This window comes from Thermomicrobium sp. 4228-Ro (assembly GCF_026241205.1).
Taxonomy (GTDB): Bacteria; Chloroflexota; Chloroflexia; order Thermomicrobiales; family Thermomicrobiaceae; genus Thermomicrobium.
Window position 1 is genome coordinate 701,702 of the sequence record NZ_JAPFQM010000001.1, and the last position, 17,739, is coordinate 719,440.

At 66.7% G+C, this 17,739-nt stretch carries 15 protein-coding genes; 8 read left to right on the plus strand and 7 right to left on the minus strand.

The genetic code is table 11. From position 1 onward, the window contains the following. The first annotated feature begins 21 nt into the window (after positions 1-21). Both OO015_RS03545 and OO015_RS03550 read left to right on the plus strand, forming a co-directional pair. Positions 22-627, plus strand: a complete 606-nt coding sequence (locus OO015_RS03545) for a cupredoxin domain-containing protein (RefSeq protein ID WP_265939828.1) — start codon at positions 22-24, stop codon at positions 625-627. Between the two features lie 479 nt (positions 628-1,106). Continuing rightward, entirely contained in the window at positions 1,107-1,928 is an 822-nt protein-coding gene (locus OO015_RS03550) for a cytochrome c (RefSeq protein ID WP_265939830.1), read from the plus strand. A 421-nt stretch (positions 1,929-2,349) separates the two neighbouring features. Here the strand turns inward: OO015_RS03550 and OO015_RS03555 are convergent, their stop codons facing one another. After that, complete coding sequence (locus OO015_RS03555; protein ID WP_265939832.1) at positions 2,350-3,471, minus strand: threonine synthase; 1,122 nt, start codon at positions 3,469-3,471, stop codon at positions 2,350-2,352. A gap of 120 nt (positions 3,472-3,591) precedes the next feature. After that, complete coding sequence (locus OO015_RS03560; protein WP_265939834.1) at positions 3,592-4,749, minus strand: acyl-CoA dehydrogenase family protein; 1,158 nt, start codon at positions 4,747-4,749, stop codon at positions 3,592-3,594. 197 nt (positions 4,750-4,946) lie between these two features. Between OO015_RS03560 and OO015_RS03565 the strand changes: the two genes are divergently transcribed. The 4 genes from OO015_RS03565 (at position 4,947) to OO015_RS03580 (ending at position 8,705) form a co-directional block, all read left to right on the plus strand. Next, positions 4,947-5,483 carry a macro domain-containing protein gene (locus tag OO015_RS03565; protein ID WP_265939836.1) on the plus strand — a complete coding sequence of 179 codons (537 nt, stop codon included), beginning with the start codon at positions 4,947-4,949 and terminating at the stop codon, positions 5,481-5,483. 75 nt (positions 5,484-5,558) lie between these two features. Next, a complete protein-coding gene (locus OO015_RS03570) occupies positions 5,559-6,620 on the plus strand; it encodes a tartrate dehydrogenase (RefSeq protein WP_265939838.1) in 1,062 nt (353 codons plus the stop codon). A gap of 9 nt (positions 6,621-6,629) precedes the next feature. After that, positions 6,630-7,829, plus strand: coding sequence for an enolase C-terminal domain-like protein (locus OO015_RS03575; RefSeq protein ID WP_265939840.1), 1,200 nt, complete (start codon positions 6,630-6,632; stop codon positions 7,827-7,829). 225 nt (positions 7,830-8,054) lie between these two features. Beyond that, a complete protein-coding gene (locus tag OO015_RS03580; RefSeq protein ID WP_265939842.1) occupies positions 8,055-8,705 on the plus strand; it encodes a DedA family protein in 651 nt (216 codons plus the stop codon). A 31-nt stretch (positions 8,706-8,736) separates the two neighbouring features. Here the strand turns inward: OO015_RS03580 and OO015_RS03585 are convergent, their stop codons facing one another. Next, positions 8,737-9,669 carry an LLM class flavin-dependent oxidoreductase gene (locus OO015_RS03585; protein ID WP_265939844.1) on the minus strand — a complete coding sequence of 311 codons (933 nt, stop codon included), beginning with the start codon at positions 9,667-9,669 and terminating at the stop codon, positions 8,737-8,739. Positions 9,670-9,961: 292 nt separating this feature from the next. Between OO015_RS03585 and OO015_RS03590 the strand changes: the two genes are divergently transcribed. Continuing rightward, complete coding sequence (locus tag OO015_RS03590; RefSeq protein WP_265939846.1) at positions 9,962-11,152, plus strand: MFS transporter; 1,191 nt, start codon at positions 9,962-9,964, stop codon at positions 11,150-11,152. A gap of 53 nt (positions 11,153-11,205) precedes the next feature. On the opposite strand, the gene OO015_RS03595 is transcribed toward OO015_RS03590, so the two are convergent. From OO015_RS03595 to OO015_RS03610, 4 genes are all read right to left on the minus strand, one after another. Beyond that, positions 11,206-12,279: a hypothetical protein gene (locus tag OO015_RS03595; protein WP_265939848.1), complete on the minus strand. Its 1,074-nt coding sequence runs from the start codon at positions 12,277-12,279 to the stop codon at positions 11,206-11,208. Positions 12,280-12,520: 241 nt separating this feature from the next. Beyond that, complete coding sequence (metE, locus tag OO015_RS03600) at positions 12,521-14,806, minus strand: 5-methyltetrahydropteroyltriglutamate--homocysteine S-methyltransferase (protein WP_265939850.1); 2,286 nt, start codon at positions 14,804-14,806, stop codon at positions 12,521-12,523. Positions 14,807-15,003: 197 nt separating this feature from the next. Continuing rightward, positions 15,004-15,471, minus strand: a complete 468-nt coding sequence (locus tag OO015_RS03605) for a hypothetical protein (protein ID WP_265939852.1) — start codon at positions 15,469-15,471, stop codon at positions 15,004-15,006. Positions 15,472-15,563: 92 nt separating this feature from the next. Beyond that, positions 15,564-16,778 carry a DUF711 family protein gene (locus OO015_RS03610; RefSeq protein ID WP_265939854.1) on the minus strand — a complete coding sequence of 405 codons (1,215 nt, stop codon included), beginning with the start codon at positions 16,776-16,778 and terminating at the stop codon, positions 15,564-15,566. Positions 16,779-17,012: 234 nt separating this feature from the next. On the opposite strand from OO015_RS03610, the gene OO015_RS03615 reads away from it, so the two are divergent. Further along, positions 17,013-17,738 (plus strand): PIG-L deacetylase family protein, encoded by a 726-nt coding sequence (locus tag OO015_RS03615; RefSeq protein ID WP_265939856.1) that lies wholly within the window; start codon positions 17,013-17,015, stop codon positions 17,736-17,738. Position 17,739 lies beyond the last annotated feature (1 nt).

Genomic DNA, 17,739 nt, shown 5'->3' on the forward strand with positions numbered 1-17,739 from the left:
CGGATGAGTTTCCAGCTGGACGTGGACGCGGCAGCGCCAGATGTCACCGTCTCGATCACGCTCACCGAGTTTTCGATCACCCCTGCGACCATCACCGTACCTCTCGGCGAGCCGGTGACGTTCGTCGTGACCAATGCGGGCGGTGCGCAGCACAACCTCGAAGTGGAGCTGGAAGACCGAGGTATCGAACAGCGACTCTTCGCCACGAACCTCATGCCCGGCGAGACACGACAGGCCACGTTCACGCTCACTGAACCCGGTGAGTGGGAGATGTACTGCCCGGTCGGGAATCACCGCACACTCGGCATGCAGGGTACGATCCTCGTCGCTACCGCCGCGACACCGACAACTGCTCCGACGCCGTCGCCGACGATCGCCCTCGTCACGCCGACGACCGCACCTCCGACAGTCGCTCCGTACCCCACTGTAGCCTTGGCGACACCGACACCCCGCACCGTCCCGACATCCACACCACCAGCACAACTCCCACCAGCGACTGGACAGCCACACGACCAGCGGGGAGCATGGCCGTTCGTGCTCCTCGTCGCTCTCGTTCTCGCTGGTGGTCTCACCGGCAGCCTGGCTACGTGGTGGCGCCGCTCGAGGTCACAGGGACCCGCTCGCTGAACCGCGAGACATGGAGCGGAGGGTCGTCGGTCGCCTCCAGACGCGACGGCCCTCCGCGTCGGCACTCGAAGGCGTCCTGTGCAGCGGCGATACGCCGTCTCGAGCTGTACCGAGCCCTCAGGTACCCTTCCGACCACGCTGACGGGCTCCAGAGCGCAACAACGCTCCCGGACGGGCTGCGCCCCCGGTTCTCGCTCGGTGTCGCACGCATGCTCGTTGGCGGCTTCCTGCCCGTGCCGTCCCCGCGAGCCCAGAAGCGTTTACGGCCTCCGGCATGTCCCGATCGTCTCCCACCGGTAGTCGGCCGCTGCAGAGCGCGCGACCTCGACAACGGCTGCCCTCGGAAGCGGATGACTTTCCGGTCCCGGAAGCTCAGGGAAAGAGCCGGTGACCGACAACCCGAGTGCACGGATCGGTGACGCTGCTTGCGGTAGTCTCATGGCAGCCCGGTACGCGCAGTTCGAGGAGAGGAGACGGTGATGGGTCGGACCTCCGAGGAACAGCGAAAGGAGTGGTCCAGCAGCCGATGGCCTGGTCGGCTGCTCTGGTTCGCCAGCGGGATGATCGCTACCGTGCTGTTCGCAGCGTGCATCCTATGGTTCGCGGGCCCGGCACTGCTCTCCCACCGAACTGCGTGGCCCTTCGAACGGACGCTCAGCCGGTGGGCGATCGATCGAGCCGCTGCCGTCGGCAGCCGAAACGCGCCAACACCGCCCGCGGTGGGCTCGCGTGGGGTAGAGACCGGGCGGATCGTCTATCTCGGAACCTGCGCTCCCTGTCATGGCGCGGATGCCGATGGGAAAGGCTGGTTCGGCACACTGAGCTATCCCCCAGCCAGCCGGCTCGACGATGAGGAGACGCAGGCACGCAGCGACGCGGAGCTCTACTGGATCATCGCACACGGCCTCAGTTTCACCGGCATGCCGGGTTTCGCCGCCCGCCTGAGCGATGAGCAGATCTGGGCCGTCATCGCCTACCTGCGAACGCTGCGGTCCAGCGTTGCGCAGCCGCTCCCGGTCGTTCCCACGCCCTCCACCGACGATCTCCGGCCAGCCGATCCAGCAGCGAATGGAGCAGCACGCGGCGCTGCGCTCTACTTCTCCCTCGGCTGCGTGTCCTGCCACGGCCCTCGCGGCAACGCACCCGGCTTCCTCCAGCTCCGTGCAACCGACCGGCGTGCTGTCCGCGCCATCCGCGAGGGCACCGACGAAGGGATGCCCGCTTACCCGCCTGCGTTGCTCTCCGATGCCGATCTCGAGGCGATACTGGCGTACATCCGCACGTTCCGGGCTGGTTCGTAACGAGAGCGCAAGGAGGAGCGGCTCGGGGCTGTCCACGCACGGGTGCGATATCAGGAGCGATACGCTCTTCAGACCACTTGACAACCGGCCTTCGGTGTGCTGTACTGGAGATGCGGTTCCGAGGAGTCGGCGACGACCCGCTCGGAGGCGTCCAGCGAAAGCCGGACGTTCGTCCCGGACAACCGGATCGACACGTACCGCACATGGCCCTGGAACGTGTGCGGGGGCGGTCGAGACCGGCGCCGAGTGGGGAGGTGAAACCTCGTCACGGCTTACGGGGAGCGGGTAGCGGATGGCTCGTCGGAACCGCTCTCTTCTGTCCTTCCTTCTGGCCGAATCGCTCGGCGCTGAACGAGACACATCTTCTGACCACGCACGACCCTATGCCCTCTGCGATCGTGAACGAACGGGCTGCACGACCCTAGACCTGGTCGATCACGTGCCGCACCACCGTGCCCGCCTTGAGCCCACTGCCAGTGAGAACGATCACGACCGGCCCATCCGGTACCCAGCCCCGGCGACGAGCCAGGCGATACGCCGCCGCACCCAGCGCTGCAGTCGGCTCCACGTAGAGCCCCTGACGCCAGAGAAGACGCACGGTCTCGACGAGCTGCGGTTCGGGAACCGCTTCCGGCCACCCACCACACTGGCGGAGAATCTCCAAGAGCAACACGCCCCGTGGTGGCGCGCCGATCCGCGCTCCCTCCGCCAGTGTCGGGCCCGGCGTTACGGGTTCCACCTCACGAGTCTGTCGTTCCCAGGCACGCACCAGCGGGGCACAGGACTCCGGCTGGGCAGCGACGAGAACTGGCCCTGGAGTCCCAACACCCTGCACCGCGAGCGCAGCACCGAGCACCAGGCTTCCGCCCCCGGCTGGGACGAAGCAGGCCGCCGGCCACATTCCACCCAACTGCTCCCACACCTCCAGCAACCAGGTCTTCGTCCCCTCCGCGAACAGCGGGTGCCAGTTGTGGCTGGCATACGCCGTTCCGGGTTCCTGTGCAGCGGCCTGAGCGGTAGCCGCGACCACCTCACGTGGGCCGGGCACCAGCTCGACCCGCGCGCCATAGGCACGGGACTGCAACAGCTTCTCCGACGCGGTGTCAGCGGGTGCGAAGACCAGCGCCTCCAGCCCATGCGAGGCAGCGTACGCAGCCAAAGCGGCAGCTGCATTGCCGGACGAGTCGACCGCGATTCGCCGGACACCAGCTCGGGCCAGGAAGGCGACCAACACGCTGGCGCCTCGATCCTTGAAGGATCCTGTCGGGAGCAGGAAATCCAGTTTGAACCAGACCGGTTCGCCGTCGAGCTGGCCAGGGACGAGCGGCGTCATTCCCTCTCCGAGCGTCCGTGCCGGCGGCTCGACCGGGAGCGCCCGTGCATATCGCCACAGCGTCGAGGTCGACACTTCGATCGCTCCGCGATCGAGCAGCAGCGGTGGGTCGACCGCGAGCACGCCTCTACAGCGTAGGCAACGCCAGACGAGTGTTTCGGGCGGAAACTGTGCACCACAATATGTACAGCGGAATGACCAGCTGGACATCGCGCACTCCTCGACCGATTCCCACCGCGCACCGTCACCACCAGCGAAAAGCGTTCTGAACCCGACAAGGTCGCTCGAGCCCCAGCGAAGGCAGCCATACGAGCCTGCACTGGAGGACGATCAACCGACGGTGCGGCGGTTTCCGCTGAGCCGAACGAGTTCCCGGACGATGATAGTGCGCTGGATTTCGCTCGTGCCCTCGTAGATCTGCAAGAGCTTCGCATCGCGGAACAGCTTCTCGACCGGATAGTCAGGGCTGTACCCATTCCCACCGAACACTTGAACTGCTTCGGTCGCCGCCCACATCGCGCTGTCGGCCGCGAATGCTTTGGCCACGGCTGCAGCGAGCGTATTGTCCTCACCGCGATCCGCCAGCCAGGCAGCCAAATAGGTCAGTTGGCGAGCGGCGTCGAGACGGATCCGCATCTCCGCGAGCTTGTGCCCGATCGCCTGATGCTTGATGATCGGTTGCCCCATCGTCCGCCGCTGTTGGGCATACGCCAACGACTCGTCCAGGCAGCGCTGGATGATACCGGCGCCGAAGGCTGCAGCCATCGGGCGCGTACGGCGCAGCGTTCGCATCGCGATCGCAAAACCTTCGCCTTCCCGGCCGATCCGATTGGAGGCGGGCACGACCACGTCATGGAATTCGATTTCGCCGTTGGATATCGCTCGCTGTCCCAGCTTGCGCAAGGGCCGGGTGACGATCCCCGGCGACTCGCGCTCGACGACGAACACGCTGATCCCGTTGCGACCGGCATCCGGGTCAGTCTTGGCGAAGACCACGAAGAAGCTGGCGATCGGCGCATTACCGATCCACCGCTTGTGTCCGTTGAGGACATAGACATCGCCGCGCCGCTCGGCACGCGTGGTCAGCGCCGTCACGTCCGATCCCGCTTCCGGCTCGGTGAGCGCAAAGCTCGCGTACTCACCAGCCGCGAGCCGCGGCAGCCAGCGTCGCTTCTGCTCCTCGCTCCCAGCGATGACGATCGGCTCGCCAGCCAGGCAGCTCGAGCAGGCCGCTGCCGTGAAGCCAGCGCACGCCCAGGCGAGCTGCTCGGCGACGAGAACCAGCTCGAGGACACCGAGTCCTCGCCCGCCGTATTCCGCTGGAATCGTGATCTCCGTCAACCCCTCCTGCCGTGCCTGGACGATCAGTTCGTGCGGGTGACGCTCTTCCTGGTCGTACAGCGAAGCGACCGGCTTGACGACCGTCTCCGCGAACCAGCGTGCTCGAGCCTGGAGTTCCCGCTGCTGTTCCGACAACGTGAAATCCATCCTCCGATTCCCTCCCGCTCCACACCGAGCCACACGTCCCACGCCCTTTTTAGGCTGCGCCCTCGATGCTTGTCCAGCTCCCTCACTGCGCCCGCTTCGGTCGGTGATCGTTGAGCCGAGGGCCGCTTACGGACACCTCGATCGGCATACGATACGATCGAGAGCGAGTTCGACCCATAGCCGTCGGAGGTACCACCATGACCGAACCTGCGATCGAGGTACGGATCGGTGACATCACCACCGTCGACACGGAGGCGATCGTGAACGCGGCGAATAATCGTCTGTGGATGGGGTCTGGCGTGGCCGGCGCGATCAAGCGGGCTGGGGGTGACGAGATCGAGCGCGAGGCCATTGCCCAGGGGCCGATCGCCGTCGGCGAGGCAGTGGTCACCGGGGCTGGTCGCCTCCCACACAAGGCCGTCATCCACGCTGCTGCCATGGGGTACGACGAGCACGGCCGTATGATCCCGGCCACTCGCGAGACCGTCTACGCCGCGACGCGCGCTGCGCTCGCTCGCTGCCAGGAACGCCAGCTCCGGTCAGTCGCCTTCCCAGCGCTCGGCACCGGTGTCGGTGGGCTCGATCTCGACACCTGCGCCCAGGCGATTGTGCAAGCCGTACGCGACCATGCCGCCAGCGGGGCCCGCTTTCCGGAACGGGTCGTCTTCGTCGTGCGCAACGAGGAAGCAGCCGCGGCTTTCCGAGCGGCACATGAACAGTTCCGCTCGTCGTGACGCTGCTTCTCGCGCGACTCGATACCTGCTATGCTCCGGCCGGGTAGTGCCGACGAAGTCAGGAGGCAGAAACCGATGCGACACTTCCGGATCGCCGTCATTCCCGGTGACGGGGTGGGGAAGGAGGTCATTCCAGCCGGTCAGCGGGTGCTCGAAGCAGCCGTCGCCGGCGAGGCCGAACTCGCGTGGCACCACTTTCCCTGGGGCTCCGACTTCTACCGGCAGACCGGCAGCCTCATGCCCCCGGACGGTGTCGAGCAGCTCCGGCAGTTCGACGCGATCTACTTCGGTGCCGTCGGTGACCCACCCCATGTTCCCGATCACGTGACGCTCTGGGGGCTCCTCCTGCCGATCCGCAAGCAACTGGACCTCTTCGTCAATGTGCGTCCCATCCGCCTCCTCCCGGGCATCGCCGGGCCGCTCCGCGACAAGAACCCAGCGGACATCGACATGGTCTTCATCCGCGAGAACACCGAGGGGGAATATGCCGGGGTCGGCGGCCGCGTGCACGTCGGCACAGCGCACGAGGTGGCGCTGGAAACGGCCGTCTTCTCGCGCTTCAACGTCGAGCGCGTCGTGCGCTACGCCTTCGAGCTCGCTCGCTCGCGACGGAAGCACCTGACGAGCATCACCAAGAGCAATGCGCAACGCTACGGTATGGTGCTCTGGGACGAGGTGGTGCAGCGGGTGGCCCAAGACTACCCGGACGTCACCGTGACCTCGCTCCTCGTCGATGCCGCCGCAGCCCTGATGGTCCGCGCTCCCGAACGGTTCGATGTCGTGGTCGGAAGCAACCTCTTCGCCGATATCCTGACCGATCTCGGCGCAGCGCTCATGGGCAGTCTCGGCCTCGCACCCAGCGCCAACCTGGCGTCCGCTCCGGGCATGCCGTCGCTGTTCGAACCGGTGCACGGGAGCGCGCCGGACATCGCTGGCCGCGGCATCGCCAACCCGATCGGCGCCATCTGGGCCGGCGCGATGATGCTCGACCACCTCGGGCTCTCCGAGGCTGCAGCGCGAATCCTCCGGGCGATCGAGCGCCTCACCCAGGAAGGGACCGTGCTGACTCCAGACCTCGGGGGTACGGCGACAACCGAACAAGTTGCTGACCGTGTGATCGCGTTGCTCCAGGACTAGGAGAGGCCGATGCGGATCGTCGCCGTCCGCCTGCGAGAACTCACCGGCACGTTCCCCTACGCTGGCCACTTCTGGGAAGAGCGGCTGGCACGACCGATCGATATCTATCCGGAACATCGCGCGGATCCCCGCGAGTGGTGGCTGCCGGAGCAGGACGGCCCTGGGCCGTACCGGTTGCGCGAGATCTTCGTCGAGATCGAGACGGACGAAGGAGTAACTGGCCTGGCTGGCCCTCTCACCCGCGACGTCGCTCGGGTCATCGGCACGGAACTGCGTCCTCGGCTCATCGGCGCGAACCCGCTCGCCACGGAACGGATCTGGGACGAGCTGTACCGCTCGTTCGTCCACGGCCGTAAAGGCGTCGTCATGATGGCACTGTCAGCCGTCGACTGTGCGCTATGGGACCTCCGCGGACGCTGGAACGGGGATCCGGTGCACCGGCTCCTCGGCGGGCCAGTACGGACGGAACTCCCCGCGTATGCCAGCACGCTGGGTTACGCGCTCGAGCTCGACGCAGCGACGCGCCTGGCTCGCGAACTGGTCGCCCAGGGCTTCCGCGCCCAGAAGTGGTTCCCGCGCTGGGCGCCCTCGAAGGGGCGTGAAGCCCTCCGCCGCACCATCGCACTCTTCGCGGCGCTGCGTGCCGCCGTGGGCGACGACGTCGAACTCATGCTCGACGCCTGGATGAGCTGGGACTGGCCCTATGCGGTCACAGCCGTGCACGAACTGGCACCGTACCGCCTGCGCTGGATCGAGGAGCCGTTCCTGCCCGACCAGCTCGACGCCTACGCTGCGCTCCGCGCGCGCTCGCCGATCCCGATCGCGGGTGGGGAACACGAGTACACCCGCTGGGGCTTTGGGGCCTGGCTGCAGCGGAAGGCCCTGGACGTCCTCCAGCCGGATATCTACTGGGCCGGAGGTATCAGCGAAACGCTGAAAATCGCTGCTCTCGCTAGCACCTACAGCATTCCCATGATCCCGCACGGCCACTCGGTTCCAGCAACGGTCCAGCTGCTCGCCGCGCTCCCCGAGCCGGTCGCCCCCTGGGTCGAATATCTCCTGAAGTGGAACGAGTTGCTTCAGTTCTTCTTCAAAGAACCGGTTCAACCAGAGAACGGCGTCATCCGCGTACCCGAGAGACCAGGTATGGGAGTCGAGTTCGACGAGAGCAAGATCGAGGCGGAGCGGGAACTGGTCTGGACGGACTGAAACTCCGTGCGCATCGGTATCCGCTCTCGATCACCGGGGGCCGATGAAGCTGGATCTCCCGGTCGATCACTCGTTGCGAGCGCACTGGTACTCGAGCAACAGGTCTCAGGTGCCGGTCGCTCGACGAGCGTTCCACGTGGAGACGTCCCGGAGCGTGTCGTGACCGGTATCCTCATCAGCTGGAGTCGCGCGAGCGGCTTCCTCCGGAGGCGGGAGGACGACAGCGTGGAGAGCTGGATTCGCGATATCCTGGTGACGCTCGGCTACATCGGACTCTTTATCCTCCTCATCGCCGAGACCGTGTTTCCCCCCATCCCATCGGAGGTTGTGCTGCCACTGGCTGGCTTTCTCGTCAGCCGGGGCCACCTGAACCCGCTCGTCGCAGTCGGCGTCGCGACCCTCGGTTCGTACGTAGGGGCGCTCATGCTCTATCTCGCGGGGCGCTACGGTGGTCGCGCGTTCTTGCTTCGCTACGGCCGCATCCTCCGTCTCGGTCCGGAAACGCTCGAGAACGCTGACAGATGGTTCCGTCGCTGGGGTTCCCAGTTCGTCCTCTGGGGCCGCCTCGTGCCCGTGGCGCGGAGCGTCGTATCGGTGCCAGCGGGGACGTTCCGCATGCCGTTCTGGCGCTTCAGCCTGCTGACGTTGATCGGAAGCAGTGTCTGGAATACGGTCCTCATCGGGAGCGGCTGGCTCCTCGGCGAACACTGGGAGCAGGTGACAGTCTGGGTCGAACGCTACACGTCTGCTCTCGTCACACTCGCTGTCCTTTCCGCTCTCGCATGGCTGTTCTTCGTCTTCGGGCGGCGACGCCGCCACCAGCGAGAACGCACCGGGTCACCCCGCCCCTCGAGTGAGAGCACCGAGCGCGTCTAGGACCGCGCGACGATACTCAGCCAGTGAGGACTCAGCCACGGTCGAGCACCTCGAGCACCCGCCCCAGCTGCTCGAGACCGTCCAGCGTGTTCGGCTCGATCCGGAGTTGCAGGTGTCGCACACCTGCCCGCGCATAGGCGCGGAATTCCTCGGCGATTTCCTCCGGTGTTCCCCGGACAGGATCGGCAACCACGCCGTAGATCCGCCCGTGGCCAGGAAAGGCAACGAGAGCGGACGCCGAGAGTTCGACGTTCGCCGGATCTCGCCCGACGTCCTGGCACGCTGCATGAAAAGCGGCGATCTGCTGGATGACACCGCTGGCGCGATTACCCGTGAAGTCGTAGTACGTGTTCCAGATGTCAGCGTAGCGCGCGGCGAGACGGAGCAGCCGCTGGCCATTGCCGCCGACCAGGATCGGTGGCCCCTGCGGCCGGGGCCCACGCGGTCGCAGGAGGCAGTCGCGCACGGTATAGAACTCGCCCGCGAAATCGATCCAGCCGTTGCGCAGGAGCCCGTGAATGATGTGCAGCGCCTCGGCGAAGCGGCTGACCCGTCGCTCCCAGGGGAAACCGAAACGGCGGAACTCGTGTTCGGTGTTCCCCGCACCGAGTCCCAGGATGAGTCGCCCGCCGCAGATTTCATCGACTGTTTCGGCCATCTTCGCGATGAGCGCAGGATTGCGCCAGTTGGTACAGACGACGAGCGTCCCGAGCGTGACCCGTTCGGTAACCGCTGCCAGTGCCGAAAGGAGCGACCAGCACTCCCACATCCCCTCGGGTTCCCCGTCCGGTGTGCGATACAGGAGATGATCGACGACCCAGAGCGAGTCGAGTCCGATATCCTCAGCGAGGCGAGCCATCGCAGCCAGGTCGCTCCACCGCGGCAGCCGGCCGTTCCACCGGTACTCGCCTTGCGGCACGAGGATGCCGACTTCGAGCGGGCGTTTCCGTCCGTCCTTCTCCATGAACCGCCCTCCCGGCGATCGTCGTCACGCGGCTGTCATTCTTTTTTCTCGTATCGAGAGCGAGCGAGCAAGAGGGACGATCACCCGGTATGCAGTCCAGCCGGCAAGTGCCCTCGACCATGCGGATACTGGCCGGGCCTACCGGTGAGGACGGGTCTCCCCGCAGCCACGACCCGAACTGGGAGCACCCGCGAGTTCGCCCTCGCTGGTTGGTCACATCCAGGACAGCGCGAAACAAGGGGCCTCTTTACGAACCGCTCGATCGCGTTAGGATAGCCGCTGGGAGGGTCGGATGCGCGCAGCTACCTCGCTCCGCCGTCACGCTCGGCTGGCCACCTTCATGCTCGGGCACTTCAGCGTCGACCTCATGAGCGGGCTCCTGCCCGCGCTCTATCCCCTCCTCGTGCTCGAGCTGGGGCTCGACTACAACCAAGTCGGCACGCTCGCCTTCGCCTACACCGCTGCTGTCTCCCTCACCCAACCGGTCTTCGGGTACGTGGCGGACCGCTGGGGTGTGCGTCGACTCGCCCCGCTCAGCCTCGTCTGGTCAGGGCTCTTCCTCGGAGCCTACGGTTTCGTACGGGAACCGGTCCTCCTGTACCCGTTTGCCTTTCTCGCTGGCCTCGGCTCCGGAGCCTATCATCCGGTCGGCGCCTCGCGCGCTGCGCTGCTCGCCGACGACCGGCATCGGAACACGACGATGTCGGTCTACACGGTGAGCGGGACGATCGGCTACGCGCTCGGCCCGCTCGCTGGCGTCCTCTTGTTCCGGGCCTTCGGTCTCGCCGGGACCCTCGCCGCACTACCGCTCGGCCTGGTGGCAGCAGTGCTCGTCGGCTGGGCACTGCGCCGCTACCACGAGCGTCCCGCCGTCAGCGACCCAGGAGCGCCCGCGCGACTGGGACACGTCGACTGGCGAGCGCTGGTCCCGATCCTCCTGGTCGTGATGCTCCGTAGCTGGGCCTTCATGACCGTCGCGACCTTCGCCCCGGTCTGGTACCGCGAGCTGGGGTTCGAGGTGCTCTACGGCGTCGTGGCGACCGTGATCGTCGCCAGCGGCGCCATCGGTACGTTGCTCGGCGGCTACCTGGCCGACCGGATCGGCTCCTGGCGCGTCTTGATCGGTTCGCTGGCCGCAGCACTCCCCGCGCTGCTCCTCTTCACGGCACTGCCGAACCAGTTCGGTCTCCTGGCCGCTGCGCTGTTCGGGTTCCTCGCCGACGCCTCGATCTCCGTTACGCTGGTCGCGGCCCAGCGGCTGCTACCGGGCCGGGCTGGCGTCGCCTCCGGCTTCATCCTCGGCATGGGGTTCGTTACCGGCGGCATCGGCGCACCGGTGACCGGCTGGATCGCGGACCGCTTCGGGCTCCAGCTCGCGCTCGCCAGCACCGCCGTACCGCTGCTGGCCGCCCTCGCCCTCTGCTGGTCCGTCCCGGTCAGCATCTTTCGCCGCCCGGTAGTGGCGAGGGCAGCCACCTCCTGAGCGCTCGGCCAGCGATCGGCAGCCTCGTCGCACGCTTCTCGTCCGCCGCCGCACTACCGAATGCTATAGGGGTCGAACGGCAGATCGCCGTAGCCGAACACCGCCTGCCAGGCCAGCCACAACGGGGTGGCGGGTATCTCCCACCAACGAGAGAGATGGACGGTCGCTTCCGGAGACCCAGGCTCCGGCACCCGCTCGATCCAGGGGCGCACCTCGATGAGCGACCACTCCATTTCCCGTATCAGGTCGTCCACCTCGTCGGCGAGGCCGGCCTTGGCCAGCGCGGCCGGGTCGAGCGCTTCGCGGAAACGGCCGGTCAGCAGGAGGCCGGCATCGTAGGTCGTCTGGACTGCACGGAGTTCCTCTGGGACGATCGCAGCGACCGCGATCACCGGCTTGAGTTCTTCGAACCACTGGTCGGCCCCGTCCAGCCCTGGCCCCCGTCCCTCGCGCACTGCAGCCACGACGCGATCGCAAGCCGGTAGCACGATCCGCGCACGCTCGAGCGGGCTCGCGTCGTCGAGGTCCGGCCAGTCTCCCAGCGAGTCCTCAGCCAGGTAGCCCAGATCCGCCACCCGATACCAGACCTCGCGGCACACTTCCATGATCGTGACCATCCAGAGGTAGCAGCCGCGCGCTTCCTCGAGCGTGATCTCCAGCCCGTCGACGTTGAAGTGGTCGTACTTGGCATCCAGGCCCGGTCGTTCCCAGACACCACCGATCGGGTCGGCCCAGCCGAGCGGGCCGCCGGAGCCGGACGGCGATGCCGGGTATTCGCGCGCATATCCCAGCCACTCGGTGATTCCGAGGGCCTCGGCAGCCTCCCAACCGATCGCCCCGAGCGTGCCGAGGTAGTGCGTCGTGCGCACGACAGGAAAATCACCGAGATACTTCTGGACCGCCTCCCATGTCTCCCGATCGTCCCATTCGGGCAACTCGCTGGATCGGTCATGCAGGATATCGCAGCCTGGACGGAACCACGCGATCGCCCTGTCGATGTTCGCTTCGATATAGCCCTCACTTTGCCGGTACATCTCGTTGACGAACTCGAACACGGTGATGCAGGTATCGCGGTCGATGAGCGGCACGAGCCGGGCGACCAGTTCCTGCACGAGGGCCTTCGACATCGCTTCACCTCCTCGGACAACGGACGACCGATCAGCTGGATCGATCTTCCCGCCCAGGAGGGACTACTGGTGTTCCCGCCGCTCCGAACTCTCGCGCCACGCGGCCGCTGCGGGAGCGGAGAGGAGCACCCTGGTGCCTCGACCGCTGCCGCCGCGCGAAACGACGACCCCGCCCGCGGGAAACCCTGGGCGAGGTCGCCGAGGCTCTGCTCCTGCAGCGAGCCCTCCGCTACCCGAGTGCTCAGTGCTGATGGTACCGTGCGCGGAGGCGCCGGGCCGCCTCGACCATGTTCTGCAGCGACGGCCAGACTTCTTCCGGACGGCGAGTCTTGAGCCCACAGTCCGGGTTCACCCACAGCTGCTCGGGACGCAGGAAGGCGAGCGCCCGCTCGAGCAGCTCGAGGACCTCCTCGACGCTCGGGATCCGCGTGGAGTGGACGTCGTAGACGCCAGGCCCGATCTGCCGCTCGTAGCGGTACGTCTGGAAGGCCTGGAGCAGCTCACCGTGACTCCGGCTGTTCTCGATCGAAATGACGTCCGCATCGAGCGCGTCGATCGCCTCGATGATGTCGTTGAACTCGCTGTAGCACATGTGCGTGTGGATCTGCGTCTCGTCGCGCACGCCGGAACTGGCGAGCCGGAAGGCGCGCACGGCCCAGTCGAGATATGCGCCCCACTCTGCCCGTCGCAGTGGCAAACCCTCGCGGAGCGCCGGCTCGTCGATCTGGATCATGCCGATGCCAGCCGCCTCCAGGTCGCGCACCTCGTCGCGGAGCGCCAGCGCGATCTGGTAGGCGACCTCGTGCCGCGGGATATCCTGGCGCACGAACGACCAGTTGAGGATCGTGACCGGGCCGGTCAGCATCCCCTTCACTGGCTTGTCGGTGAGCGACTGCGCGAACCGAATCACCTCGACCGTCATCGGCTTCGGGCGCGCCACGTCGCCGAAAATGATCGGCGGCCGGATCACCCGGCTCCCGTACGACTGCACCCAGCCGTGCTCGGTCAAGACGAACCCATCCAGTTGCGCAGCGAAATACTCGACCATATCGGTTCGCTCGAACTCGCCGTGCACCAGCACGTCGAGGCCGATCTCTTCCTGACGCCGGATGACGTCGGCGATCCGCTCGCGGATGAAGGCCCAGTATTCCTCGTCGCTCATCGTGCCAGCACGCCACCGGGCCCTGGCTTGCCGCACATCGGGTGTCTGTGGGAAACTCCCGATCGTCGTCGTCGGGAAGAGCGGGAGTTGGAAACGCTCGCGCTGCACCGTTTCCCGCACCCGGTACGGGGAAGTTCGGCGGAAATCGTCCTCCGTGAGTGCCGCGACCCGCTCGCGGACCGCCGGTCGTATGACCGGCAAGTCATCGAGCGCCACCCGGAAGACTTCCGCGTTCCGTTCGAGCTCGTCGAGGATCGCACTGCGTCCTTCGTTCAAGGCACGCGTCAAGACGACCAGCTCCTCGAGCCGTTGTTCGGCGAAGGCGAGGAGGGCCCGGAGCGATGCAGGCAGTCTCGTCTCTAGCCGCACGTCGTGCGGGAGGTGCAGCAGGGAACAGGTGGGCTGCACCCAGATCCGATCGACCGGCACGTGCTCAGCGATCTCCTCGAGCTTCTCCAGGGCCTCGACGAGATTCGTCCGCCAGACGTTGCGCCCGTCGACCACGCCTGCACCGAACACCTTGTCCTCGGGGAAACCGTGCCGGTTGAGGAGTGCCCGGTTCCCGTCGTCGCGGACAAAGTCGAGACCGACACCCTCGACCGGGAGCGTCATCACGAGATCCCAGCTAGCCTCGTCCAGGCTCCCGTAAAAGGTCTGCAGCATGATCTGGGGTCGCTTCGCAGTGGAGCCGAGCACGTCATAGGCTCGCCGGAGCAGTCGCAACTCGTCCTCGCTCCGGTCTTGCACGAGTACCGGCTCGTCCATCTGCACCCACTCGGCGCCAGCAGCTGCGAGCCGCTCCAGCACCTCGCGGTACACCGACAGGAGCGCGTCGAGATGCTCGTCCAACGGTCGCCGGTGTCGTTTGCCCAGGAGCAGCAAGGACAACGGCCCGAGCAGCACTGGCTTCGCTGGCTTTCCGAGGAACTCCGTCGCCTCGACGAATTCCTCGAACGGTTTCGCGCTGGCCAGGCGCGGAGCCGGCCCATCGAACTCCGGCACCAGGTAGTGATAGTTCGTATCGAACCACTTGGTCAGCTCGAGGGCAGGCGCACCGGGCCGGCCGCGCGCCATCGCGAAATAGGTCGAAAGGCTCACCTCCGGTTCCGGCGGGCCGAAGCGCTCCGGCACGAGACCGAGGAGACAGATCGTGTCCAGGACATGGTCGTAGAGACTGAAGTCATTGCATGGGATGAGATCGATACCAGCCTCGCGCTGCACCTCCCAGGCCGCTCGTCGTACCGAGCGTGCCGTCTGGAGCAGCGCTGCCTCGTCGCTCTCGCCCGCCCAGTAGCGCTCGAGCGCCCGCTTGAGGTCGCGCCGTTTCCCGATTCGCGGGTAGCCGAGAACCGAACTCCGTGCCATCGGTCGCCGCACCCTCCCCCAGACCGATACCATCGACCGGCCACCGCGAACCCGCATGCCGGTTGCAGGCGACGATAGCATGGGGACTGGCGCAGCGTCAAAGAAAGACGCCAGCCGAGCGGGGGGCGACCGGCCAAGGACTAGTCACACCACCACACTCGATAGCGATGAAAAGAACCGTCTGCCCCGACTCAGAATCAGTCGTCCGCCGCCTCTTCCGCTGCACCAGCGCTGACGAGGCGCCGGATCATCCGCGCGATTTCCGGCTTCATGAAATAGATCCGGCGCCCGGGAGCCTCGTCACCGCCGGTACGGAACTCGACCGGTTCTTCCTTGTGGGGAAACCGGCGCATCGCATGCCCGACGGAACTCAGACGGCCACCGATGACCCGCGCGGGAACCCCGAGCGCGCGCTCGAGCTCGACCATCGGGTACCCTTCCGGCCGCTTCGCGATCTCGGCGAGGATCTGCCGTGCACCGTCCTGCAAGCGACTCCAGAACTGTCGGAACTCCTCGAGCGTCCACGGCTCACGCTCCCCGGGGCCGCGCACCGTTTCACCAGGTTCGAACTCGGCAGCCGCCAGTCCAGCGAGCCGCTGCAAGACTTCTTGAATCGCCCCGATCTCCTGCGAGTCACCCTCGATCGTGATGACGATCCGCGCCATCGTCGCCCTCCAACAAGAACCGATACACTGTCACCACACGAATGGTACTCCTTCTCCACAATTCAGGCAACCACCTCTCTGTGGGCGAAGCACTACAGCTCATCTTCACCAGTATTCTGTCCAGGATCGCTCGTGAACCACTGCTGTGGCACCGCTCCCGCGAGCGGAAGCACTGCTGCAGGCGCGAAGAACGAGAAGGCGAACCGCACTGTCTCGCCGGGCCGCAGGCCAGGGATCGGCATCAGTCGAGTGAGGAGTGGCTTCTTCAGGCGTGTCGCCAGTGTGGCCACATCCAGAACCAGACCGCTTAGCTGTGCTGCGGTGGTCTCACCGGGGAGCGGGATGACGTCCAGACCGACTCCGCAGACGGCCGAGGCGACCAGCAGCGTCGACAATTGGAGCTGACCAGCTTGTGCGAGGGCACCGAGTCTGGCGTCCTCGAGGACGGGGAGCATCAGGCCGCAGAAGCCGGTGCGCCGCACCGGTAGTCTCTGCAACACACTGGTGATCGACGCAGCGACAGCCAGTGTCCCCGGCGCACCGAATGGCTGGAGACCGAGGCGCTCGAAAGCAGCCGCAACGCTCCGCGTCTCGTCCGGGTACGGGGCGAGCGAACAGTCGATGCCGAGCGCCCGCGCGCCGAGCCGGACAGCCAACCCTTCGACAGCTGTCCAGAGTCGCTCGGCCACCTGACTCAGGCGCTCTTCCAGACGCCGTTCGGCCTCGCCGAGCGACCGTGCGCCGGTCACCGCCGCGAGCGCATCGTCCGCCACTTCCCACGCCACGGAAAGCGCGACCTCCCCGCCATCGTGATAGGCCGCTGGGAAGAACGGGATACCAGGCGGACACAGCGCCAGAGCGGCGAACCGGAGGTTCCCGAACCCTCCCGCGGTCCGCCTCGCCAGCTCGCTGATGACCCTCCCAGCAGCCTCGACCGCTGGTAGTGCGACCCGACCATCGTCCGTCGTGGTCGAGATGGCGGCGAACAGCGTCTCGTTCTCGACCAGTGCCGGCACGATATGGGACATCCATGCGTGCTGTTCCGGGCCAGCTGGCCCCATCGAGACGTAGTCGAAGCCAGCCGTCTCGGCGACCGCACAGAGCGCTCGCGCGAAGACCGTGACCTCCTCCGGTGCGACGACGTTCGGGAAGGGCTGCGTGGCGAGACGGAGCGTTTGCAGCTCGATCCCTGCCTCGGCGAAGTACGCCCGTACTCGCTGCGGTAGCCTGGCGATCTCCGCTCCGTTCGCGATCCTGCCGCCCTGCCACTCGACCGTCCAACCGATCGTGACTGCTCGTACTCGCATGACGCACGTCTCCTCCGCCCACCACCTGGCCGCCCGCCTTATACTGCCACGGGGTGCGGACTGACCGAAGCCGATGTCATGCTCCGGCCTCGGAGCAGCGCGTCCCCGGATCCGTTCCGGCTCGCGACGGGACAGACGGCGGTCCTGCGAGCGAAGAATCGTCGCGGTATTGCACACCGTCACTCACCATCGCGAGCCTGGCACAGCGAACCGGATCGATCGGGAGTCAACACGATGGAGAAGCTGTCCGTCCGACACATCGGCGAGCCACCGCTGGCCGAGCGCGTCCTGATCGTCGGCGCGCATCCGGACGACCCGGAGTTCTTCTGCGCCGGGACGGTCGCCCGCTGGGTCGCCGCTGGGACGACCGTACACTACGTGGTCGTTACCTCCGGCGACAAGGGACAACCAGAACACTGGAACCCGTCACGGTCGTTCGTCGAAGTCCGCGAGGCCGAGCAACTGGCCGCCGCGCAGCTCCTGGGCGTTCAAGGGATCACCTTCCTGCGGCTCCCTGACGGGGAAGTCTTCGACACGCTCGCCCTGCGTGCCCAGCTGACTGCTGAGATCCGACGCTTCCGCCCCGATATCGTGCTCACGCACGATCCCCTCACGAGGCTCTACCGCCAGCATCCCGATCACCGCGCCGTCGGCGCAGCCACTCTGGCGGCCGCCTTTCCAGCCAGCCGCTTGGCAACCTTTTTCCCCGAGCAACTGGCAGCTGGCTTACACCCGCACGTTGTCCGCGTCGCGCTGCTCTTCGGGAGCGACCGTCCCGACACCTTCGTCGACATCGCACCCGTGCTCGAGCGAAAGCTCGCAGCGCTCCGCTGTCATACCAGCCAAGCGAGCGCCTTCCCCGGCGGCACGGAGAACCGCGTCCGTAGTCGTGCTCGCGAGGCTGGTGCGCCAGTCGGGCTCGAGTACGCCGAGGCGTTCCTCTGGGTCGACCTGGAGTGAC